The following is a 23,545-nucleotide window of genomic DNA, read 5'->3' as shown; positions in this document are numbered from 1 at the left end:
AAGGAATAATAATGAAAGATTTATTTGATTTAACCGGCAAGATTGCTTTAGTTACTGGTGCTAGTCGCGGTATTGGCGAATCTATCGCCCGTCTATTGGCATCAAGAGGCGCGCACGTCATTGTCTCTAGTCGCAAGATTGATGCTTGCCAAGCGGTCGCCGATAGCATTGTCGCTGATGGTCACAAAGCCAGTGCCTTTGCGTGCCATGTCGGAAATATGGATCAGATTGATGCGATTTTTGAGCACATCAAAAGCGAATTTGGTCAAATTGATATCTTGGTCAATAATGCCGCTGCCAACCCTTACTACGGGCATATCTTAGATACAGATTTAGCCGCTTTTGATAAGACCGTTGAAGTCAATATTCGTGGTTATTTCTTTATGTCGACGGCGGCGGGCAAGATGATGCGCGAGCAGGGCGGCGGGGTTATCTTAAATACCGCTTCGGTCAATGGCTTGGTCGCGGGTGATAAGCAAGGTATCTACTCAATCACCAAGGCGGCTGTGATTAGCATGACTAAAGCGTTTGCCAAAGAATGTGGCCCATTAAACATTCGCGTCAATGCATTGTTGCCGGGTTTAACCGATACTAAATTTGCCTCAGCATTGACCACCAATGATAAAGTCTTAAAAATGGCGCTCCATGCGATTCCATTAGGACGCGTAGCAGATCCAGATGAAATGGCTGGCACGGTTTTATATCTAGTCTCTGAGGCCTCAAGTTATACAACGGGCGCAACGATTGTTGTCGATGGTGGGATGTTGGCTTAGTTAGCCGTTCGCCCTCTAAAAGTAGAGTCATTTCTAAAACCGTATGCTGATAAATGGCATACGGTTTTTTATTTGGTTATAGTAAGTAATAATATTTTAAGTACCATTGTTTGAAATAATAGTGTTTGAAGTAATAGTGTTTAAGGAAGGAGTAAAGCATGCAAGCATCTATTGTTAAAAATTTTTCCAATATCAAAATATGGCTATTCGTTCCAGCCACTCGCATAGATAGAGTGAAAAAAGCCTTTGCCAGTGGGACAGATGCAGTGATTGTGGATTTAGAAGATGCGGTTGCTACAACGGACAAGGTGCAAGCTCGCAAAGATTTACAAGTCTATTATAATAGTCAGGATTATCAGCCGATTTGGGTACGCATCAATAAAGCAGGTAGCGAGGAGTTTTTCAAAGACGTGGTGTTATGTCAGCAAATGCCCAAGCTGGCTGGCGTGTTACTAGCCAAAGCTGAGCAAGCATCAGATATTGAAAACGCTCATAACATGACTGGACTGTCCGTCATTGCATTAATAGAGACAGCGCTTGGTTTATATCAAATCGATAGTATGGCAAAATCTGCTGGACTGCTTGCATTCAGCTATGGGTTTTTAGATTTATGCAATGATTTACAGGTGCACATAGGTACAGCGGCAGCAGATGTTATTGCTAATCAAATTCGTTATCAGCTTTTACTCACATCAAAAGTACATCAATTATTAGCACCTATTGATACGGTTTATACTGATTTTAACGATGGTAAGGGGCTTGGGCAGCGAGTACAATTATGGTCACGAATGGGCATGTCCGGAATGCTTTGTATCCATCCAAAGCAAGTAGCAACTGTTAAGCAATCTCTGCAACCGACTGACGCCGATATTGAGTTTGCAAGACATGTGATAGAAGAATACGAGCAAAGCGGGCAGGCGATATTTAAAATAGATGGCGAGATGGTCGATGCGCCCGTGATTGAGCGCTGCCGTCAGTTGCTGAGTTCATAAGAGGTTTTTTAATAGAATGTTCCTTAACAGACTAAAACAGCAAAAAAGGCGCGGTACGACTGGCTTTTGATTTTGCGACTTCTGCTGGTGTGCCTTCTGCCACAATAAGACCGCCTTTGTCACCAGCGCCCGGCCCAATATCGATAATCCAATCACTATTACTAGCGACTTGCATGTCGTGTTCGACCATAATCACAGTGTTACCAGCGTCAACGAGTCCGTTCAATTGTGCCATCAATAGCGACACGTCCGAAGGATGCAGGCCAGTTGTTGGTTCATCAAGGATATAAAGCGTGTCTCCTCGTTGTGTTCGTTGCAGTTCGGTGGCAAGCTTAATGCGCTGTGCTTCGCCGCCCGAAAGCTCGGTTGCGGGCTGACCAAGGCGTAAGTAGCCAAGCCCGACTTTTAGCAACGCGTCTAATGCTCGTAGGATAGGTGCTTCTTCTACAAAGAATTCATAAGCAGATTCGACGGTGAGATCGAGGATTTCAGCGATGTTTTTGTCTCGATAAGTAATCTCAAGGGTTTCATCGTTGTAGCGTTGCCCATGGCACACTTGGCATGGCGAGTAAACGCTCGGTAGAAATAGCAGCTCAACGCTCACAAAACCAACACCTTCGCAATTTGGACAGCGGCCTTTCTTAACGTTAAATGAGAATCGACCGGCATCGTAACGTCGTGCCTTGGCTTCTGGCGTTGCGGCAAATAATTTGCGCACATGATCGAACAGGCCGGTATAAGTAGCAAGGTTTGAGCGCGGCGTACGACCGATGGCTTTTTGATCGACGGTCACCAATCGACTTACGTGCTCCATACCATTAGCAATCTTACCGCTGGTCTGAGTTTCTAGCTCTTGCTCTAGTAAATCAGCTTCGCCAGTCGGTGCTTCGATGATTGTCTTCTGCCCTAATTCGCTATAAATGAGATCGACCAGCGCTTGACTGACTAGACTTGATTTGCCTGAACCTGATACGCCCGTCACCGTTGTCATCACCCCTAGAGGAAACGCTACATCTAGCCCTTGTAAGTTGTTGCGTTCGATATTGACCAGCTGTAGCGAGGATTTCGCTTTTCTTGGGGTATGCTCAACTGCCCCTTCAGTCTCAAAAAGATACTGCCCTGTGCGTGATTGCGCAACGTCCCGCAAGCCTGCTACAGGGCCACTGTAAATAACTTCGCCGCCATGGGTTCCAGCCTTTGGCCCCACATCGACAATCCAATCGGCGTGCCGAATTACGCTGACGTCATGCTCAACAATAAATAACGAGTTACCAGCCGCTGTCAGCTCATCCAATGCGCCCAATAGCGCTTGAGTATCGGCAGGATGTAATCCAGCAGACGGCTCGTCAAGCACATAGACCACACCAAAAAGCTTAGAGCGAATTTGGGTAGCGAGTCTTAGGCGTTGTAATTCACCCGGAGACAAAGTAGGTGTAGTGCGTTCAAGTGAAAGATACCCTAAGCCTAGTGTGGTCAACGCCTCAACTCGAGACAGAATGTCACTGGCAATACGTTGAGCAACAATGGCCTTTTCTCGGTTTGGCATGTTGTCAGTTGGTTTAGTCTTGGCAGCATCCTGAAGTTTGAGCGCCATTTCGGTTAGGGTTAATTGAGACAGTTCACCAATATCAAGACCCGCGAACTTCACCGATAGCGATTCTTTTTTGAGTTTTTTGCCGTGGCATTCTGGACATTCAGAGATTTGCATAAACTGGGAAACGCGCTTTTTGGTACGCGGACTTTGAGTGCTAGCAAAAGAGTGCAATACGAAATTCTTTGCACTGGTAAACGTCCCTTTATAATTGGGTTTTTCACCTTTTTTAATAGCGTCACGTACTTGTTCAATGTTGTACTCTGGATAGACAGGGACTTCTGGCGTGTCTTCGGTAAAGAGAATCCAATCACGAGTTTTTTGGGGCAAGGTATTCCACGGCTTATCGATATCGTAACCCAGTGTGGTCAGGATGCGGCTTAGGTTTTGACCTTGCCACGCAGGCGGCCAAGCAGCAATCGCGCGTTCGCGAATGGTTTTGGTATTGTCAGGAACTAGCAATTCTTCTGTCACCTCAAACACGCGGCCAATACCGGAGCAAGTAGGGCAAGCGCCATCTGGCGTATTTGGAGAGAACGCGTCGGCGTAAAGTATGCCTTGACCAGCAGGGTATTCGCCCGCTCGTGAGTAGAGCATGCGTAAACCATTCGAAATCGTCGTGACACTACCAACCGATGAGCGCACAGACGGCGTGCCTCGTTGTTGTTGCAGGGCAACGGCGGGCGGCAAGCCTTCTATCGAATCGACGTCAGGCTGATCCACTTGATCGATTAAGCGTCTGGCATAAGGCGATACTGAGTCAAGATAGCGATGTTGTGACTCAGCAAAAAGAGTACCAAATGCTAACGAAGATTTGCCTGAGCCTGATATACCCGTAAATACCACAAGGGCATTACGCGGCAAATCAACATCGACGTTTTTTAGATTGTGAACCCTTGCGCCTCTGACTTGGATGCTGTGAGCTGGGTCGCAAGCGATATTTTTAGTGGCATTGTCATCAACTTTTGCAGTGGGTTTTACTTTTTTATTTTTAGTGGTCATAAAACAGTTATTCCTATCAAATCGTATTTTTAGCTATATTTTGAAAAAGACGGGTAAAGTTTTGGCCAAGAAACTGCTTGCTAAATAGTTAGCTAATTAAGCAATGTCTTGGCTTAAGCAACATCTTGGCAATCTAAAACCATCCTAGCATGTCAATATCGAATCCTGAGGTAGGCTTACGCTTTACAGACAGATGACAGACATAGCAATGCCAAACAATAACATTTATGAGGTTTCATCTCTGAATTGCAGCTTATAAGTCTTGAAAAACTGCTTTTAAGACATGCGGATTTTTGAAGTGGGTGAGCTGGCAAGTGGCGAGGTAGCTGATAATGGTTTATCATTAATCATAACTATCAATTATTTATAAAAGCATCCTATGATTTTTATCAGCAATACCATTAGTCTAAATGACAGTGACGTAGATATTAGCGCCATACGTGCGCAAGGCGCAGGCGGGCAAAACGTCAATAAAGTCTCTTCTGCGATTCATCTGCGTTTTAATATCCATGCCTCAAGCTTGAGTGATGTCATTAAGCAGCGTTTGCTTGATAGTAAAGACAGCCGAATTACCAAAGAAGGCGTGCTCATTATTAAGGCGCAGCAATTTCGTACCCAAGAACGTAATAAAATTGATGCGTTTGAGCGCTTACAAAGTTTTATCACCAAAGCTACTTACGTCAATAAAACACGCAGGCCGACCAAACCGAGCAGAAATGCTAAGCGTAAACGTGTCGATCAAAAAACTCAGCGCGGTAAAACAAAAGTATTACGCGGTAAGGTGGATTTTTAATTAGGTAGCTCTTTTTTGCCAATTTTTAAATGAAGCAAAAAGCAAAATGCCAGCCCATCTAAGTGGCTGGCATTTTTTTGTGCGCTGAATGAACTTTGGTTAATCTGCCCTTAGCTAACCAAGCCTTTTACTTAACTCAGGAAAGCGCTTTATCATAAATAGCATCAGTAGCAATGCCATAACCGCGATAGCCGCCCCTACATAGCCCACGCTCGATAGTGAAATATGAGTCACAGCATAGCCTCCGAACAGTGCGCCCGTCCCAATGCCTAAATTGATAATGCCTGAGAACATCGACATCAGCATGTCTTGTGCATTGACATCGACCATGATGACCTTGGCTTGCATGGAGATAATCAGCAGCATGAGCGCCGCGCCCCAGAGTAGGGCAATCAAGCTGAGCGCCCATATTGAGGTTACCGCAAATAACAGCATGAGCATAGACAATAGTATCAGTATCGTCGATATCAGCATTAATCTGGTATTGAATTTATCACACCAACGACTGAATATCACACTGCCCGCAATCCCTGCGACACCGAACAATAGCAGCACAACCGTTGCGGCGTTTTCACTGATTGAGCCGACTTGACGCATAAAAGGCTCGATATACGAGTAAGCCGTATAGTGCGCGGTAAAGACCAGTAAAATTAGTAGATATAGGCAGACCAATAAGGGGTTTTTGAGTAATTCTGGAATCTTTCTAAAAGACCCTTCAAACATACTAGGCAGCGTGGGCAACAGTCTCATTTGCAGAATAAATACGATAAGGGCAAGCCCACCAATACCACCAAAAGTCGCGCGCCAGCCAAACCATTGACCGACCACGCGTCCTAAAGGCACACCCAAGACCATCGCTAATGACGTACCGGTCGCAAGCACGCTAAGCGCCAGTGCTTTTTTGCCCTCCGGTGCCACACGTATCGCAATCGCTGCGGTGATGGACCAAAATATCGCATGCGTGAGCGCAATGCCAACTCGGCTGATGAGCAGCACTTCAAAGCTCCACGCAAATACTGACAACACATGACTGGCAATAAATACTGCAAATAAAGCTAAGAGCAAACGCTTACGCTCAAATCGACTGGTCAGTAGCATCAATGGCAATGACATGGCCGCGACAATCCACGCATACAGCGTCAACATCCAGCCCGTTTCTGCTGTAGTAATCGCAAAGTCTTGCGCAATGTCAATTAATAACGCAACGGGAACGAATTCGGTGGTATTCATAATAAAGGCGCTAACCCCCATCAAAAATACTTGGAAATACTGAGTGCGGCGAGCGTCTGAGCTCACCTCAAGGTTATGTTTCATATGATCCAACGGTCAGAAAGAATGCTAAAAAACTAGCGTAAAAACGGGGCAGAAAGTGAGATGTTCATAGAAAAGCTAAGCAAGATAGCAAGTCAATGGCTTTAGTTAAAGGGGTTTTTTGCTAATGTCATTAATGCTTAGCCTTTTAATGATAAATACTGACTTCGACAATAGGTTTATCTGGTTTGTCAAAATGGATAAATCAGAGGATAATTCCAAACAATATCATACTTATTTAGAAGTTATATTATGCTCATCAATGCAGAATTTTCATGCCGTGCTGCCTTAGCACCTGAACACTATCAGTGGGTCCAATCACCACAAAACGGCGTCGAGCGCGTGATGCTTGACCGTGTTGGTGCCGAAAAAGCACGTGCTACCAGTATCGTACGCTATGCCCCTGAGTCAAATTTTCCGCATCATCTGCACCCAGGTGGCGAAGAGATTCTGGTATTGTCAGGCACTTTTTCTGCGGATAATAGTGATTATCCTGCTGGTTGGTATCTACGCAATCCACCGACTTCAGGGCATCAGCCTTATAGTCATGAGGGAGCTGTTATTTTTGTCAAACTTAGGCAGATGACAGTCGACGAGACCCGTCATGTCGCTATCGATACTAACGATACTGACAACTGGCAAGAACAAGGCGGCCGCGAGGTTTGCTATTTATACTCGGATACAAAGGAGCAGGTGAGCTTGCAACGTATAGATGCAGGTGAGGCATTGTTTACAGATATTATCGTAGGAGGTGCTGAGCTATTGGTGCTAGAGGGTACTTTGATAGAAGCGGGACAGATTTATCAGCGCGGTGGTTGGATACGTCTGCCTATCGATGCGACATCGCAAATAACAGCAGGAGAGAATGGTGCCACGGTTTATCTAAAAACTGGACATTTATCACAAATCATCGGTATCGATGTTCACTGAGTTTATAAGTACTGTTGAGAAAAATAATATGAAGAAAGCATCGGTAGCGATTATTGGCGGCGGTCTAAGTGGCTTGTATGCTGCTTATTTATTGGAGAAAAAAGGCATCGATTATGTGCTGTTAGAGGCGCGTCCGACGTTAGGTGGTCGTATCGTTACTGCAAAATTTTCGAGAGATAATAAAAATATAGATAGTTTTGATTTGGGACCTTCTTGGTTTTGGCCAGACTATCAGCAGCAGTTGGCGCATCTTATTGCAGAACTGCAATTAGAGACCGTAACGCAGTTTGAAGACGGCGATATGATGGTCGAGCGCACGCCTGATATGCCTGCTATTCGTACCCACGGCTATAAAAGCGAGCCACCATCCATGCGACTTAAAGGCGGTATGGCAGCATTGATAGAAGCTCTGTATCTTCGCTTAGATGCATCACGAATTTTAACTGGTCAAATCGTATATCAACTTAATCATGTTGGTCAATATATTGAGATTGCTAGTAAAGATATATCTGAGCAAGTAATGACTTGGCAAGCGCAACATATACTGCTTGCACTACCGCCACGTTTGGTACAAGAAAGTATTACGTTTCAACCTGCTTTACCTTCCCATCTAGCTGTGCAGTGGCAGCAGACAGCCACTTGGATGGCACCACATGCAAAATATGTGGCGGTTTATGACACGCCTTTTTGGCAAAAACAGGGTCTTTCTGGAGCGGCGAGAAGCGCCCAAGGTCCTATGGTTGAGATTCATGATGCTTCGGTGACAGACGGTAGTGGTGCGCTGTTTGGTTTTATAGGTGTACCTGCAGAAATACGTCAAAATATTTCTGAAGCCCAATTAAAAATCCATTGCCGTGCACAGTTGGTAAGACTGTTTGGCGTAGAGGCAGAGAATCCTAAAAGAGAATATCTCAAAGACTGGGCGCAAGAACCGTTTACAGCGACTGCTACTGACGCGAGTGGCAATGGTCAACATGCGTCAGCACCTGTATCTAAAGCAATATCTGGCGTATGGGAAAATTGTCTGACGGGTATTGGCAGCGAATGGTCAACACAATTCCCAGGTTACCTTGCTGGGGCGATCGATGCTGCTAGCATAGGGACGCTAAACCTTCCTGAGTCAGTCTTGACTTAATTAATCCTGCTTATACCAATATAAAGAACCGCCTCTAAACAGTCGTTTTTGGATCAGCTCTTTCCTTGCTATACGGGCGTTTCACTCTTTATAGTAAGGAAAGGTTTGAGCTCAATGCAAAGTGCTGTGCGTCAAGTAAAGCCATATTATCAGTCCGCCTTGCCCCTATAATTCCATCTAGCCTTATCTCATCTAAAATAAACAAAATACATATTAACCCTTCACATTGCTAGATTATTTCTATAAAATACCGACCGTGTGGTTTCTTTAATGTATATACATTATTAATATATGCTCAATTTGAGACAGGTATCCTAATTATGAGTCCTACCACGATTGCTTACGGTTACCTTGCCATTGCTATCATTTGTGAAGTCATTGGCACTACCTTTTTAGCTAAGTCAGAGCAGTTTACACGTTTGGTGCCGACCCTGATTATGGGTGTGCTCTACGCCATCTCGTTTTACTTATTGACACAGACTATCAAGACCATACCGCTTGGTATCGCTTATGCGTTGTGGGCTGGACTTGGGATTGTATTGACCTCATTGGTAGGCTTGGTGTTTTTTAAGCAAACACTGGATACAGCAGCCGTGGTCGGTATTGCGATGATTGTGGGCGGTGTCGTCGTGATGAATTTACTATCTAATTCTGTCGGGCATTAATTGTGTATCTGGAGATAAAAATGGAAGCTGAAAACGCGCATAAGCGCAAAAAACAACCAGAAGTAGTGCGTCGGGCATTACTTGACCAAGCGGCACGCATTACTTTAGAGCAAGGTTTGGCCAAGGTGACCTTCCAAGCGGTTGCTGATGCAGTTGGGGTAACCAAAGGTGGCGTGATGCATCATTTCACCACCAAAAACGCCTTAGTCATGGAAGTATTTCATGACGCTATGAAAAAGTTTGAGCTAGAGGTTGACTCGGCTATGGCAAAAGACCCTGTACGTTTTGGCTCTTTTACCCGTGCTTATATCAATGCCACGATTAGCTTGGGCGAAAAAGGGCAGCATGAGTTCAATAGCCAAGCGACATTATATGCATTGATGCTAGGCGATAGTGAGCTACGTGACTTATGGGCAGAGTGGGCAAATGCACAATTAAAGAAACATGAAACAACCGACAATACCGAAACCTTATGTATGGTGCGTTTAGTCGCTGATGGTATTTGGCTCTCTGATTTTTCAGGAATTAATATCTCAGATAAAACATCTATTCATAAACGCTTGATAAGCATGACGCAATCTGAGAAAGAGTAAGACGCTGCTCTCAACTGATTTATCGAAGAAGCGTTTTTTATTATAGAAGCATTGAACGAACAGCTTATAGAAATAGACGATATAAATTTATTTTAAATACTTAACCCATGACGAGATTATTTGGTATTAACTTTTTTATAAAGCTTTTGCCAGTCGTTGTAAGGAGAAAGAACACATGACAGATTCAAAAACAGTGCTAAATAACTTAACAGACATTATCGGCTTAGAACAAGTTCAAACTGCTTATATTAACGGCCGTTACCTAGCTATTGATGACTCATTAACCACCTTTGAAGATATCAATCCAGCGACGGGTGAAGTGCTGGCGACGATTCAACAAACGACCAATGAGCAAATTGATGAGGCTGTTAAAGCGGCACAAAAAGGTCAAAAAGTTTGGGCAGCACTGACAGCAGTTGAGCGTGGTCGAATCCTATCAAAGGCGGTTGAGATATTACGCGAGCGCAATGACGTACTGGCATTGCTCGAAACGAAAGACACAGGTAAAGCGTACTCTGAAACCAAGTATGTCGATATCGTCACTGGTGCGGATGTCATTGAATATTATGCGGGTCTGGCACCGATGATTGAAGGTCGTCAGATTCCGTTGCGTGATACCAGCTTTGTTTATACTCGCCGCGAGCCACTTGGCGTGGTTGCTGGTATTGGTGCATGGAACTATCCGATTCAAATCGCGATGTGGAAGGCAGCACCGGCACTAGCTGCTGGTAATGCGATGATCTTTAAGCCATCAGAAGTGACACCATTGACCGCATTGAAACTGGCAGAAATTTTGACAGAAGCAGGCTTACCAGATGGCGTATTTAACGTCGTGCAAGGCAATTATAAAGTAGGTGAGGCATTAACTCAGCATCCTGATATCGCCAAAGTATCGTTTACCGGTGGCGTACCGACGGGCAAAAAAGTCATGTCGAGCGCGGCATCATCGTCTCTTAAAGACGTGACATTAGAGCTGGGTGGTAAGTCCCCACTAATTATCTTTGATGATGCAAATATTGACACTGCTGCTGACATCGCCATGATGGCGAACTTCTATAGCAGTGGTCAGGTATGTACCAATGGCACGCGCGTGTTTGTTCCTAAAGCGTTACAAGCCAAGTTTGAAGAAGCCATATTATTGCGTGTTGAGCGTATTAAATTGGGTAATCCAATGGATGAAAACATCAACATGGGCCCACTAGTCAGCTTCCCGCATATGGAAAGAGTGCTTGGTTATATCGAGCAAGGTAAAGCCAGTGGCGCACGCTTGCTAACAGGTGGTGACCGTGTGATGACAGGCGAATTGGCAAATGGCGCATTCGTTGCCCCAACGGTATTCACTGATTGCACCGATGAGATGACTATCGTGCGTGAGGAGATATTTGGCCCAGTGATGTCTATATTGATTTATGAGACCGAAGAAGAAGTCATTCGCCGTGCTAATGATACCGAGTATGGATTGGCAGCTGGGGTCGTGACTGCTGATCTGACGCGCGCACATCGAGTCATTGCTCAAATAGAAGCGGGTATCTGCTGGTTAAATACATGGGGCGAATCCGCAGCACAAATGCCAGTTGGTGGTTATAAGCACTCAGGTGTTGGCCGCGAAAACGGCATTGAAGCCCTTGAACATTATACTCAGACCAAATCTATCCAAGTAGAATTGGGCGCATTTGAGTCTGTCTTTTAATTACTTTTATTGAGAAAGTTTTTGATCAGTTTTTAATCAGTAAAGTAGTTCAGTAGAGCTAATTTGTTTTTTGTTTGACTTTACTGATAGTAAATGATTTATTTTTCAATATTATGGAGCGTTTTATGACATCAACCACACCTGAGTATGACTACATCATCGTTGGCGCAGGATCAGCAGGCAATGTGCTGGCCACGCGTTTGACCGAAGATGCCAACATTAAGGTGCTACTACTAGAAGCAGGCCGTCCAGACCATCGCTTAGATTTTCGTACGCAGATGCCAGCGGCGCTCGCCATGCCGTTGCAAGGAACGACTTATAACTGGGGCTATAAGACAGATCCTGAGCCGAATATGAATAATCGTGTGATGGACTGCGGTCGCGGTAAAGGACTTGGCGGCTCATCATTGATTAACGGTATGTGTTATATCCGTGGCAATGCACTAGATTTTGATGATTGGTCTAAGATTAAAGGCTTAGAAGATTGGACGTATTTGGACTGCCTGCCGTATTTTAAAAAGTTAGAAAACCGTGATGCGGGCGAAAACGACTATCATGGTGTGGGTGGTCCTGTTGAGATGACGACCTCAAAACCTGGAGTCAATCCACTGTTTCAAGCGATGATTGAAGCAGGCGTGCAAGCTGGCTATCCGAGTACCGACGATTTAAACGGCTATCAGCAAGAAGGCTTTGGGCCAATGGATCGTTTCGTGACACCTAATGGTCGCCGTGCTTCAACTTCCCGTGGCTATCTGGACCGTGCCAAACCGCGCAGCAATATAACGATTTTGACGGGTGCACTGACCGATGTGATTTTATTTGATGGCAAGCGCGCTGTCGGTGTCAAAGTCGAGCATCAAGGTGAAACCAAGAACTTTCATGCCTCTCGTGAGGTGATTGTTTCATCGGGTGCAATTGCTTCGCCACAATTATTGCAGCGTTCTGGTATTGGCCCCGGTCAATGGCTAAAAGATCTAGGTGTCAATGAGATTATAGATTTGCCGGGTGTTGGTAATAACCTGCAAGATCATTTAGAGCTGTATATGCAATATGAATGTAAGCTGCCTGTGTCGATTGCACCTGCCAATAAATGGTGGAACAAGCCCGCCATCGGTGCTGAGTGGTTATTCAATGGCACGGGTCTTGGCGCGTCAAATCAGTTCGAAGGTGGCGGCTTTATTCGTACCGATGAGAAATTTACCCACCCAAATATCCAGTATCATTTCTTGCCATTAGCAGTACGCTACGATGGTCGCAGTGCCGTGAAGTCTCATAGCTTCCAAGCGCACGTGGGCTCATTACGCTCGCCAAGTCGTGGTCGTGTCAAGCTGACGTCGAAAGACCCAAGTGCTCATCCGAGTATCTTGTTTAACTACATGTCTCATGATCAAGACTGGCAGGAGTTCCGTGCTGCCATGCGTATAACGCGTGAGATCATGCATCAGCCAGCACTTGATCCGTATCGTGGTCGCTCGATTGCACCAACGGATGATTTAGTGACTGATGCGCAGTTGGACGAGTATGTCCGTAACCATAGTGAGACGGCTTATCATCCATCTTGTACCTGTGCGATGGGCGAAGACAATGATTCGGTCGTAAATGGCGAAGGGCTGGTACATGGTATCGATGGCTTGCGCGTCGTTGATGCGTCAATTATGCCAAATATCATCAGTGGTAATCTAAACGCGACCACCATTATGCTGGCAGAAAAAATCGTCGATAAAATGCGCGGTGTGCAGTTGCCACGTTCGACGGTAGATTATTATATCGCTAATGGTGCACCGCTCAGAGCAGAGCCGATGCGGAGTTATAGTTCTACGGTACAAGCAGTTGAATCATCAATCATATAAGACAGTTTTAATAAGAAGGCCTTTTACAGTAAAGGTCTTTTTTATCAGCGCTAACGTTTAAGAAGATGAGTGCCGTTATGGCTGCCTCTGTTTATCGTTTGCTTTGCTATTTTTTCACATTGTTGACTTAGCAAATTTCATCTATTGGTACTGCTTTGTGCGTCATGCAGTTATTTGTATGTCATGCGGTTATCAGTCATAAAATTATGACGGACAAAGCAATATCAGACCCTGTTTAATTTACCTATTGAGGTCTTTTATGTACAGCTCGCCATCAAAGGATGCGACGAAACCCCTGACTCTAAATAAGACGGTTTTTTTAGGCTCAGCTATTATTTCTATTTTATTGATAATCTGGACGATTGCGTTTCCAGATTATAGTGAGGCATTATTAAGTTCAAGTATGGCATGGGTATCAGAGAGTTTTGGCTGGTATTACATGCTGGTGGTTGCCGCTTATAGTATATTTGCCTTGTTTGTGGGCTTTTCTAAGTATGGCGATATCAAGCTTGGTCAAGATCACGAAAAAGCACAATTTCCCTTTTTAGCGTGGGCCGCGATGCTGTTCTCCGCGGGTATTGGTATTGACCTATTGTTCTTTGGTGCGTCTGAGCCGTTGATGCATTATCTGACGCCGCATACGGGGTTAGAGCCTGCCAGTGAGGCGGCCATGCGTGAAGCACTTGCGCAGACCTTTTTACATTGGGGGCTACATGGCTGGGGCATTTATGCCTTAATCGGGATGGCATTGGCGTACTTTGCTTATCGTAAAAACATGCCACTCGCGTTACGTTCACCACTGACGCCTATCTTTGGCGAGCGCTTAATTAAAGGCTGGCTTGGTGATGGTATTGATACCTTTGGTGTGGTTTGTACCTTGATGGGTATCGCTACCAGTTTGGGTATTGGTGTATTGCAAGCCAATGCTGGTTTGACTCACGTTTTTGGGATTGAATCCAGCAAAATGGTTCAAACCTTTATCATCATAGGTGTTGTCGCTGCCGCGGCGATCTCTGCGATGACTGGTGTAGAAAGAGGCGTCCGCCGTTTATCCGAATTTAATATGCTATCTTCGATATTGCTATTAATCGCGATATTGGTGATGGGTAACACGGTTTATTTGCTGAATACCTTTACCCAAAATATTGGTCAATACTTCCAAACCATCGTTTTCAAAACCTTTGATGTTTATGCTTATGATGGTCAAGCTGGCGCTGATTGGAAATCAGGCTGGACGATATTTTTCTGGGCATGGTGGGTCGCTTGGGCACCGTTTGTAGGCCTATTTATTGCGCGTATTAGCCGTGGTCGTACCCTGCGTGAGTTCGTATTTGGTGTGATGTTTATCCCACTTGGATTCATCTTTGCTTGGTTCTCTATCTTTGGTAACTCAGCGATAGATTTGGTTGCCAATGGTGCCACTGAACTTGGTGAAATCGCAGTCAATGATGCGGCAATGGGCATGTTTGCCTTGTTTGAGTATTTTCCTTACAGCGAAGTGCTATCATTTGCAGGTGTTGTGATTGGGCTAGTATTCTTTGTGACTTCAGCTGACTCAGGCGCGTTAGTATTAGCAAACTTGAGCTCACGCGGCATGACCAATGATACGGATGCACCTGTTTGGTTACGCTTATTTTGGGCAGCAGCGACCGGTCTTATTACCTTAGGATTATTGTTTGCTGGTGGTTTTGCCTCATTACAGTCCGTATCCGTCATTGCAGGCTTACCGTTCTCTCTTATCCTTGTACTCTATATGATGTCGATGTGGAAGTCGCTCAAAGAGGAAGGTAATAAGCGTAAAGCCAGTACGATTGGTACGGCTAATGTGCTTGATAGTGGTAAAAGCTGGAAAGCACGCTTGCAACGTATTGTGAGTTTCCCAAGCCATGCACAAGTTGAACGGTTTTTACAAAATGTGGTCAGACCTGCCATGACGGAAGTTGAAAAAGAGTTTGCCGCAGGCGGTCTAAAGACGTCTTTGGATATCCGTAACCCTGAACATATCGGACAAGATATAGATGAAGGTATGGATGAGAGTAGCGGTCAAATAGATGGTCTGAAATTACGGGTTGGACATGGTGATGAAGACGACTTTATTTATGAAGTGAATTTGATCAAAGCGGAGCGTCCTAACTTTACATTGAGCACCTCAACTAAGAATGCAGAGTACTATTATCGTGCAGAAGTGTTCTTAAGCGAAGGCTCGCAAGAGTATGACTTGGTTGGTTACTCCAAAGAGCAAGTGTTGGTCGATATCTTAAACCAGTACGAGCGCCATTTGCAGTATCTACATTTAGAGCGTTAATAGCTAAGTAATATACTCGACTTTACACTGACCCTATAAGTTGAATGCAGCTTATAGGGTTTTTTAAATGTCAGTATTATAGTCGATTCACTCTAAAAGGAATAGGATATATACTGCTACGTTTTATAATGAAGATTAACAGTATTACCATTATCTGATGTGCTATCATTATTAAAAATGGTCATTCAGACCTATCGTGGGTTTAATGGTTTCGTAGTTTTCACTTGCCATTGTGAATCAATCAATGACAGCGCTACAAGCCTTGCAACTTCCAGCACGATATAAAATAACTCTGGTAAAGCGCATGAGCCTTTTCTCCGACAAAGTCATCCATGCCTTATTTGATTTGCCGAATTTGGCTTATTATTATACTTTTATTGTCGGAGTTATAGGAGTCTCACTTGTTTAATCTTCCTGCTACTCATTCCAAATATACCCGCTATTATAGACCGCAGCATTCTTTGGCGCGCCGTATCATTAATCAAATCGATACGTGTGAGCGCCGTCCCCAAGATATTACCAAAGCCATGGGCTATCCGCTTAAGCATACTATTCCTGCCTGTGATCGCCTGCGTCACGTATTGTCTAGCGAAAAATTGGGCTTGGATGGCAGTTATATCGATGCTTATTTTACCCCTGAGCAATTCTTAGAAAAGCTGGTTTCAGTACTTGATATGCAGGATGAGACGTTTGAAGAAGATATCGCTCAAATCAAGTATGATTTGGCGCATTATGCGTATCCTTTGCCTAAATATCGGTTAAGAGCAGATGTTGATTTTAAGTTTACTGCCGGCGCAAATTGGATGTCCCGTGGTGGCGCGGCTCAATTGGCTCATGCTCACTTGCCTGAAAATATTGCTCGAATGACTGAGACAGAACGTGAGGTCATCGTACAAAAGTGTATGGATGAGCATTACAAAAACTACAATGGCAATTTGCCATATGGCGGCGTGATTAAAGGCTACTGGCTAACGATTGAGCAGTATGGTGAGGTTATTAACAAAGTGGAATACGGGCTGCCAGTTAAATCATGATAGTACGCACCATGACAAGACGTAAGAAAAAACCTTAAAAAGCCTATTTAAAATCCATTTCAATAGAAAACCGCCAAGCACTTTTTAGCATTTGGCGGTTTTTTTGAGCTTCAATATATAAACTATCAGCAACTAAGATTGATTCAAACCGTTTAGTAAGTGCTGCTAAGACCGACAAACAAACTCGTTGATTTGTCATCATCACCTTGCGAGTGCGTAACACCAGCATTGGCATTTAATTGACCAAAGCTTTTGGATACACCAAGCGTCATACCAAAATTATCATCGTCGGTCTGTACCATTGGCGTATCAAAACTGATATTTGCTATGGTGTTAAGACGCGCAGAAGCCGCTTCACGATTGTCACTCAACTGCTTTTGATAATGAACATCCCCGAATACATTAAGTGAATCGCCTAGATTATGGTTGGCTTTCACGCCAAGTTTGCCATACGTGGTAGTATATTTTTGCTCATCGAACTGCATGGCGATACCAGACATTTCTTGCTCTTTTAGCGCGTCCAATCTCACACGGCTAGCCGTTGCACCGATATATGGCGTGATAGCAAGGCTGCTGAGCTGCATCGGATATCCTGCCTGTAAGTTGGCATAGTAACGTTTGCCATCAGCATTAGAATTAAACTCTTGTTTATTGCCACCAAGTGAGACCGCACGTGTGACATCAACGTCTAGATTACCAAAGCCAACCGCACCATTAAGCTGCACGCCGCCAAGCTTATCTAGCGTATTGCTATGATAAACACCAAAGCCTACTTCTTCTAAGTCGATATTGCTTAAGCCAGTGCGAACCCCGGAATTCTCAAAATCCTTTTGAGTGATATTGCCATACAAGCCTGTTACCGCATGTGCTGAGTTAGGATGAGCAAAATCTACACCTAATAATACTTGGGTATTACTATCGCCTTCAAACCCTGCAATATCTTGATTTTCAAACTCACCGGTTGCCCATAACTTACGGGCAGGTTTTTGTTCACTACTTTGGATTTGATTGATGTGAGATTGCAAGCGCTCGCTAGTTGCTAGCCCTGCTGTCGTCGCAATGTGCGGCAACACGCCAATAAGACTAGGAGCGGTAACGATGGCACTGGCGTAATCTGCAATCATCTGGTGCGCACGTCCCGACGGATGGATACCATCAGCAAAGAAATAGCTTTCATTGGCACCTGGCACGACTAAATTACTTGATCCACATAAAAGCGAGCTTGAAGTGTTGCAAGCTTTTTGAGTCATATTAGTAAAGCCGTAAGCTTTAGGATTGGCAGCGACTTGTTGTAATAAGCTAAAAGTATCGAGCGGTATGATATTTGCGCCAGTAGCTACTGCGCCACTATACATAGTTTGGTTATATAAATTTGCTAACATCGTACCAGACGATTGAAACCCTGCTCCTGCAGCGATAGCAGTAGGTGTTAGACCTATATCAGGGATATTAGGTACTAAAATATAGTTGGCCCCATTATCTTTTAGCGCTTTAATAGCGGCGACTTGGCTGCCAGCCGCTGAAGAAATCGTATTTATCGCATTAGCAGGATTTGCAGCTGCCGCAAGTAAATCGTTTGCGCCTCCCCACACCACATACATACCATTAGGATCAACTTTTTTATTAGCCAGATAACCATTAACTTGAGTGTTCACAGACGCAACAGGAACGTTAACGCCAAAGTCCGTATTAACGATATCCTTGCCTGCTCTTGCACCACCAATAGCATAGTTATTACCAGCTTGATTTCCAAGATAAACGATGGGAACAGCTGTTGTACCTAGCTGCTCAGCGAATGACGTTGCCCATACGTTATCAGGATTGGTCGTAAATTGACCTGACTCTTTAATACCGAGCTTGCCTTGGGTAATGGGACTAAAATAACCGCCATCGGTCAAGCTATCACCAAAAAATGTCACACTGCTATAAAGCTCAGCATGCGCTAGACCTGCCATTGATAGCGAGATGGCAAGTATACTTTTGGTCAATGTTTTAAGGGTGGTAGGGTTAACAATAGCGTGAGAGGTATTACGAGGCATATCGACTTCCTTGTCGTGAATGTAGCGGTTTATTAAGGAAGTGTAACTGCTTTAGAAAATCCTATCAATCGAATTTATCGTAAATCCCAATATAAGTTGGATAAGTTAACAAGTATAAAAATTTTAACCATGGTGCTGTAAATATCGTTCTAACTTAGTGCTCTATCTTCTAAATTATCCAGACCATCGTTGAATGCAATTACTTGCATTGTTATGATGTGTAAATGAAGGTATCGTCCCTAGCATTTTTAAAATGATGACACGCCCTAGTAATAATCAACCTCCACGTCTAAACTTATTAATCTCAATTCAACTACGAACCCTACCTATGACTTCCTCTTATCATTGCCTGTATTCTTTTCGTCGCTGCCCTTATGCCATGCGCGCCCGTCTCGGCATACTGTTTGCTGAGCTACAGGTAGAGCTGCGCGAAATAACACTGAAAAATAAGCCGTCGCAGATGCTAGCCATTAGCCCAAAAGGTACGGTGCCTGTTTTACAGCTTTTGGATGGGACGGTGATTGAAGAGAGTACAGAGATAATGATATGGGCGCTTGAGCAGCAAGATCCGCAAGGGCTTTTGGAGGCAGAGGTTTTGCAGCAGGCAAATGCTTTGATTGATAAAAACGACAACGAATTTAAATATTGGCTCGATCGCTATAAATATGCCGATCGTCATATAGACATGACCCAAACAGAGTATCGACAGAAGGGTGAAATATTTTTACAAGTGTTAGAGGAGTTGCTGACTAAAAATCCTTATTTGCTAGGGAAAACTGTAACGATTGCCGATATTGGTATTATGCCTTTTGTCCGTCAATTCGCTCATGTCGATCGCGATGTTTTTTATAGCCTCCCTTATCCAAATCTACAGCGATGGTTACAAGATTGGCTGCAGCATCCGTTTTTTTTGCAAACGATGACCAAATTTCAGCCGTGGCAGGATGGGGATGAAGCAGTAATTTTTTGCTGAGATGCTCTCTAAAATATTTAACAAGTGTTAATACTTTGAAATTTTTGTCTCATGTTTGTTAAGGTTACTACCCTCCAGCTATCTATCTTATTGAATTACTACAAGATTCACAGTACGGATTAACTAAAAATAGGATTGAGCTGCCATAATTTTTACCAATGTGTAAAGAAATAATTTGACAATTATGTACGGTTGGCTTATAAGAGATAAACAGTATGGCTGTTTGCCCATAAGTGCTTTTTTATAGTGCCTATTTGCATTAATTAAGCTCATACACATATCAAGGGAAGCATCTTCTACCCTGATGGTACATCGCAATTTATCTGCACTACTCGTTTTATGGTTTTTAGGCAATCATTGCACAACTGATGACATTCGATGACAGCTACTAGGCTGCCACTGTCCACTGTCACTCTAACCTCACCCGCGCACGTGAATGTATTTTCTCATTTTGCTATTGTCAGCCAATTTGCTGACGATTCAGCGATGTATGTCGCGCTGGGCCTATAAAAAAGGTTTCCAATCGCATGACGATTTTATTTTCTATGCCTGTGCATCCGCAGCCAATCATAGATTCTGGGCATCGTTTTGATGCCAGCCGCCATTGGCCAGCCTCATTAACTTTAGGGTTTGCAGCTTATCCTGAAGCGGACACTCGCATTACTCGCATGAATGTCGCACGTCACTATGGTCCACTGCGGGTACAGCGCGCTTTTTACCCTGAAGGTCGTGATGGCTGCTGTCATGTGTATCTTCTGCATCCGCCCGGCGGTATTGCCAGCGGTGATTCTTTAACCATCGATGTTACGGTGTCTGAAAACGCCCACGCTTTATTAACCACCCCAGCTGCCAACAAACTGTATCGAGCCGATAGCAATAATGTCGCTTGGACACAGCATACTCATCTTAAAATCGAAGACGGTGCCACGCTTGAATGGCTGCCACAAGAAACGCTGGCTTTTGATGGGTCACGCGGTGAGCAAACGGTGATTATTGATTTGGCTGAAACGGCTAAATGCTTGGGCTGGGAAATTATTGGCCTTGGCCGCCCAGCCAGCGACTTACCTTATGTCAGCGGCATCATTGAACAGCGTTTTCAGCTTAGCCGAAAAGGTCAGCCACTATGGTTAGAGCGCCAAGCTATTGACCCGACACATCCTCGCTTTTTAGGTAAATGGGGACAAGGCGGCGCTACGGTTCACGCTACCCTTTGGGCTGTCGGACTGAGTGACCCTGCTGACACCATTATCGAACTACGCGACAAAATACCTGCCAACCACAATTGGGCGGTGACTTATCGCCGCGGTGTGCTCTTACTTCGCTATTTGGGCATGGAGCGCAATGAAGCATGGGATTTATTGCAACAAGCGAGGGAAATTCTGCGTCCTAGATTAACCAGTTATAAAGCCGTCATACCGCGCATTTGGTTAACCTAATAGTTTTTTGCGATTCAATCGGTTTTCAGCACAACAATATCAATAATAATGGAGACAATAATGGAATTAACCCCCAGAGACAAAGACAAATTAATGCTTTTTACTGCTGGGCTTTTGGCCGAGCGCCGTAAGGCAAAAGGGCTGAAGCTTAATTATCCAGAAGCGATTGCTCTGATAAGTTGTGAGATTATGGAAGGCGCACGAGAAGGGCGCACGGTGGCAGAAATGATGGGTGCCGGTCGCGAAATTTTAACTCGTGATGATGTGATGGAAGGTGTACCTGAGATGATTGAAAGTATTCAGGTCGAAGCGACTTTCCCTGATGGCACCAAACTGGTGACTGTTCACAGCCCTATTATCTAATAAGAGCATAAAGCTTAAGGAGAGCATGATGATTCCGGGTGAATATCAATTAAAGAAAGGTGATATTGAACTGTGCGTAGGTCGAGACAGCTTTGTGATTGAAGTGGCCAATACCGGCGATCGCCCTATACAAGTGGGCTCTCACTATCACTTTGCTGAAACCAACAGCGCACTGAGCTTTGATCGCAAAAAAGCCTATGGCCATCGCCTAGCTATACCTGCTGGCACCGCTACACGTTTTGAGCCAGGTCAAAAACGTGAGGTGTCGTTACTGCCTTATGCAGGATTGCGCCGTATCTTTGGCTTTAGAGGTGAGGTGATGGGTGCGCTAGATGACAATTCAGATTCAGGAGAAACACGATGAAAATATCTCGCGATGCCTATGCCAATATGTATGGTCCGACCGTTGGCGATCGCCTCCGTTTAGGCGATACTGAGCTTTGGATCGAGATTGAAAAGGACCATACTCATTATGGCGAAGAGGTAGTATTTGGTGGCGGTAAAGTGATTCGTGATGGTATGGGTCAAAGCCAATTGTGCTCAGAATCAGTGATGGATACTGTGATTACCAACGTGATTATTATTGATTGGTGGGGCATCGTAAAAGCCGATGTTGGCTTAAAAGATGGCCGCATTGCCGCTATTGGTAAAGCCGGCAACCCAGATACGCAGCCAGATGTTGATATTATTATTGGTGCCGGTACTGAGATTATCGCTGGTGAAAACCAAATCTTGACGGCAGGCGCGGTAGATACTCACGTGCACTATATCTGCCCGCAGCAAGTAGATGAGGCGTTAATGAGCGGTCTTACCACGATGATTGGTGGCGGTACTGGACCTGCAACTGGCTCAGTCGCTACCACCAATACTCCTGGACCGTGGCACATTGGTAAAATGATGCAAGCCGTGGATGACCTGCCTATTAACATCGGATTTTTGGGTAAAGGCAGTGCCAGTACGCCTGCAGCACTTGAAGAGCAAGTCAAAGCCGGCGTTATGAGTTTAAAAGTTCATGAAGATTGGGCGGCAACGCCAGCAACGATTAGTAATGCGCTTGATGTTGCTGACCGTTACGATATTCAGGTAGCGCTACATGCTGATAGTTTAAATGAGTCAGGATTTGTTAAAGATACGCTAGAGGCCTTTAAAGACCGCTGTATCCATTCGTACCATACTGAAGGTGCGGGTGGTGGTCACGCGCCAGATATTATTGTCGCTTGTGGTCAGCCAAATGTTTTACCGTCATCGACCAATCCAACACGCCCGTACACCATCAACACTGTTGACGAGCATCTCGACATGCTGATGGAGTGTCATCACTTAGACCCAAATATTCCTGAAGATGTGGCCTTTGCTGATTCGCGTATCCGCCGTGAGACCATTGCTGCAGAAGATATCTTGCACGATCTTGGTGCGATTTCGATGATTTCGTCGGACTCGCAAGCCATGGGCCGTATTGGTGAAGTGGTCTGCCGTACATGGCAAACCGCGCACAAAATGCGCTTGCAACGTGGTCTGCTACCAGAAGATCAAGAGCGCGGTACTGATAACTTCCGAGTTAAACGTTATATTGCCAAATATACCATCAATCCTGCCATCACCCATGGCGTATCACATGAAGTGGGCTCGGTAGAGATTGGCAAAATGGCAGACTTGGTACTATGGCGTCCTAAGTTTTTTGGTGTTAAGCCGTCCATTATCTTAAAAGGCGGCATGATTGCTGGTGCTGCAATGGGTGATCCTAACGCAGCGATTTCGACCCCGCAGCCAGTGCATTACCGCCGTATGTTTGGCGCGCTAGGACGTGCAGTTTCTGCTACTCGCGTTACTTTCGTTAGCCAAGCTGCGATGGACACGGGACTCGAAGAAAAACTGGGGCTAAGAAGCCGATTGGTCGCGTGTAAAAACGTTCGTAGCATGCGCAAAAAAGACATGAAGCTGAACGATTACTGCCCGAATATAACAGTAGATCCAGAAACTTATGAAGTTCGTGTAGACGGTGTGCTTTTAACGTGTGAGCCGCTCTCTGAACTGCCATTAGCTCAGCTTTATCATCTGTTTTAGGTCATT

Annotated in this window: 19 protein-coding genes; 16 read left to right on the top strand and 3 right to left on the bottom strand. The window is 44.7% G+C overall.

What is annotated here, in order from left to right:
* Positions 1–11 precede the first annotated feature (11 nt).
* Complete coding sequence (locus FQ082_RS07430) at positions 12–773, top strand: SDR family oxidoreductase (protein WP_149492617.1); 762 nt, start codon at positions 12–14, stop codon at positions 771–773.
* Positions 774–931: 158 nt separating this feature from the next.
* On the top strand, positions 932–1,765 hold the full coding sequence (locus tag FQ082_RS07425) for an HpcH/HpaI aldolase/citrate lyase family protein (protein WP_149492616.1): 834 nt from the start codon (positions 932–934) through the stop codon (positions 1,763–1,765).
* A gap of 31 nt (positions 1,766–1,796) precedes the next feature.
* Here FQ082_RS07425 and uvrA read toward each other — a convergent pair whose 3' ends face one another.
* On the bottom strand, positions 1,797–4,358 hold the full coding sequence (gene uvrA, locus FQ082_RS07420) for an excinuclease ABC subunit UvrA (protein ID WP_149492615.1): 2,562 nt from the start codon (positions 4,356–4,358) through the stop codon (positions 1,797–1,799).
* Positions 4,359–4,737: 379 nt separating this feature from the next.
* Between uvrA and arfB the strand changes: the two genes are divergently transcribed.
* Positions 4,738–5,151, top strand: a complete 414-nt coding sequence (arfB, locus tag FQ082_RS07415) for an alternative ribosome rescue aminoacyl-tRNA hydrolase ArfB (protein ID WP_149492614.1) — start codon at positions 4,738–4,740, stop codon at positions 5,149–5,151.
* Between the two features lie 114 nt (positions 5,152–5,265).
* Here the strand turns inward: arfB and FQ082_RS07410 are convergent, their stop codons facing one another.
* The gene (locus tag FQ082_RS07410) at positions 5,266–6,465 is read right to left on the bottom strand and encodes a sugar transporter (RefSeq protein WP_149492613.1); all 1,200 of its coding nucleotides are present in this window, start codon (positions 6,463–6,465) and stop codon (positions 5,266–5,268) included.
* 249 nt (positions 6,466–6,714) lie between these two features.
* On the opposite strand from FQ082_RS07410, the gene FQ082_RS07405 reads away from it, so the two are divergent.
* From FQ082_RS07405 to FQ082_RS07370, 8 genes are all read left to right on the top strand, one after another.
* Positions 6,715–7,392, top strand: a complete 678-nt coding sequence (locus tag FQ082_RS07405) for a cupin domain-containing protein (protein ID WP_149492612.1) — start codon at positions 6,715–6,717, stop codon at positions 7,390–7,392.
* Between the two features lie 28 nt (positions 7,393–7,420).
* Positions 7,421–8,527 (top strand): flavin monoamine oxidase family protein, encoded by a 1,107-nt coding sequence (locus FQ082_RS07400; protein ID WP_262498178.1) that lies wholly within the window; start codon positions 7,421–7,423, stop codon positions 8,525–8,527.
* A 320-nt stretch (positions 8,528–8,847) separates the two neighbouring features.
* The gene (locus FQ082_RS07395) at positions 8,848–9,192 is read left to right on the top strand and encodes a DMT family transporter (RefSeq protein WP_149492610.1); all 345 of its coding nucleotides are present in this window, start codon (positions 8,848–8,850) and stop codon (positions 9,190–9,192) included.
* Positions 9,193–9,212: 20 nt separating this feature from the next.
* Positions 9,213–9,785, top strand: a complete 573-nt coding sequence (locus FQ082_RS07390; RefSeq protein ID WP_149492609.1) for a TetR/AcrR family transcriptional regulator — start codon at positions 9,213–9,215, stop codon at positions 9,783–9,785.
* A gap of 175 nt (positions 9,786–9,960) precedes the next feature.
* Positions 9,961–11,475 (top strand): betaine-aldehyde dehydrogenase, encoded by a 1,515-nt coding sequence (betB, locus tag FQ082_RS07385; RefSeq protein WP_149492608.1) that lies wholly within the window; start codon positions 9,961–9,963, stop codon positions 11,473–11,475.
* A 125-nt stretch (positions 11,476–11,600) separates the two neighbouring features.
* A complete protein-coding gene (gene betA / locus FQ082_RS07380) occupies positions 11,601–13,325 on the top strand; it encodes a choline dehydrogenase (protein ID WP_149492607.1) in 1,725 nt (574 codons plus the stop codon).
* A gap of 259 nt (positions 13,326–13,584) precedes the next feature.
* The gene (betT, locus tag FQ082_RS07375) at positions 13,585–15,630 is read left to right on the top strand and encodes a choline BCCT transporter BetT (protein ID WP_011513217.1); all 2,046 of its coding nucleotides are present in this window, start codon (positions 13,585–13,587) and stop codon (positions 15,628–15,630) included.
* 401 nt (positions 15,631–16,031) lie between these two features.
* Complete coding sequence (locus FQ082_RS07370; protein ID WP_149492606.1) at positions 16,032–16,664, top strand: hypothetical protein; 633 nt, start codon at positions 16,032–16,034, stop codon at positions 16,662–16,664.
* A 152-nt stretch (positions 16,665–16,816) separates the two neighbouring features.
* Here the strand turns inward: FQ082_RS07370 and FQ082_RS07365 are convergent, their stop codons facing one another.
* Complete coding sequence (locus FQ082_RS07365) at positions 16,817–18,703, bottom strand: autotransporter domain-containing protein (RefSeq protein ID WP_149492605.1); 1,887 nt, start codon at positions 18,701–18,703, stop codon at positions 16,817–16,819.
* A gap of 328 nt (positions 18,704–19,031) precedes the next feature.
* On the opposite strand from FQ082_RS07365, the gene FQ082_RS07360 reads away from it, so the two are divergent.
* From FQ082_RS07360 to ureC, 5 genes are all read left to right on the top strand, one after another.
* Complete coding sequence (locus tag FQ082_RS07360) at positions 19,032–19,676, top strand: glutathione S-transferase (RefSeq protein ID WP_188018925.1); 645 nt, start codon at positions 19,032–19,034, stop codon at positions 19,674–19,676.
* Positions 19,677–20,203: 527 nt separating this feature from the next.
* Positions 20,204–21,112, top strand: a complete 909-nt coding sequence (locus FQ082_RS07355) for an urease accessory protein UreD (protein ID WP_149492603.1) — start codon at positions 20,204–20,206, stop codon at positions 21,110–21,112.
* 60 nt (positions 21,113–21,172) lie between these two features.
* Positions 21,173–21,475: an urease subunit gamma gene (gene ureA, locus FQ082_RS07350; protein WP_011513222.1), complete on the top strand. Its 303-nt coding sequence runs from the start codon at positions 21,173–21,175 to the stop codon at positions 21,473–21,475.
* A 28-nt stretch (positions 21,476–21,503) separates the two neighbouring features.
* The gene (locus FQ082_RS07345; RefSeq protein ID WP_011513223.1) at positions 21,504–21,839 is read left to right on the top strand and encodes an urease subunit beta; all 336 of its coding nucleotides are present in this window, start codon (positions 21,504–21,506) and stop codon (positions 21,837–21,839) included.
* Positions 21,836–23,539 (top strand): urease subunit alpha, encoded by a 1,704-nt coding sequence (ureC, locus tag FQ082_RS07340; RefSeq protein ID WP_149492602.1) that lies wholly within the window; start codon positions 21,836–21,838, stop codon positions 23,537–23,539. The genes FQ082_RS07345 and ureC overlap by 4 nt, the downstream gene beginning before the upstream one ends.
* The last annotated feature ends 6 nt before the right edge of the window (positions 23,540–23,545 follow it).

The sequence above is a fragment of the Psychrobacter sp. ANT_H56B genome (genome assembly GCF_008369245.1).
GTDB classification, from domain to species: Bacteria; Pseudomonadota; Gammaproteobacteria; order Pseudomonadales; family Moraxellaceae; genus Psychrobacter; species Psychrobacter cryohalolentis.
This window is presented reverse-complemented; position numbering and strand designations above follow the sequence as displayed.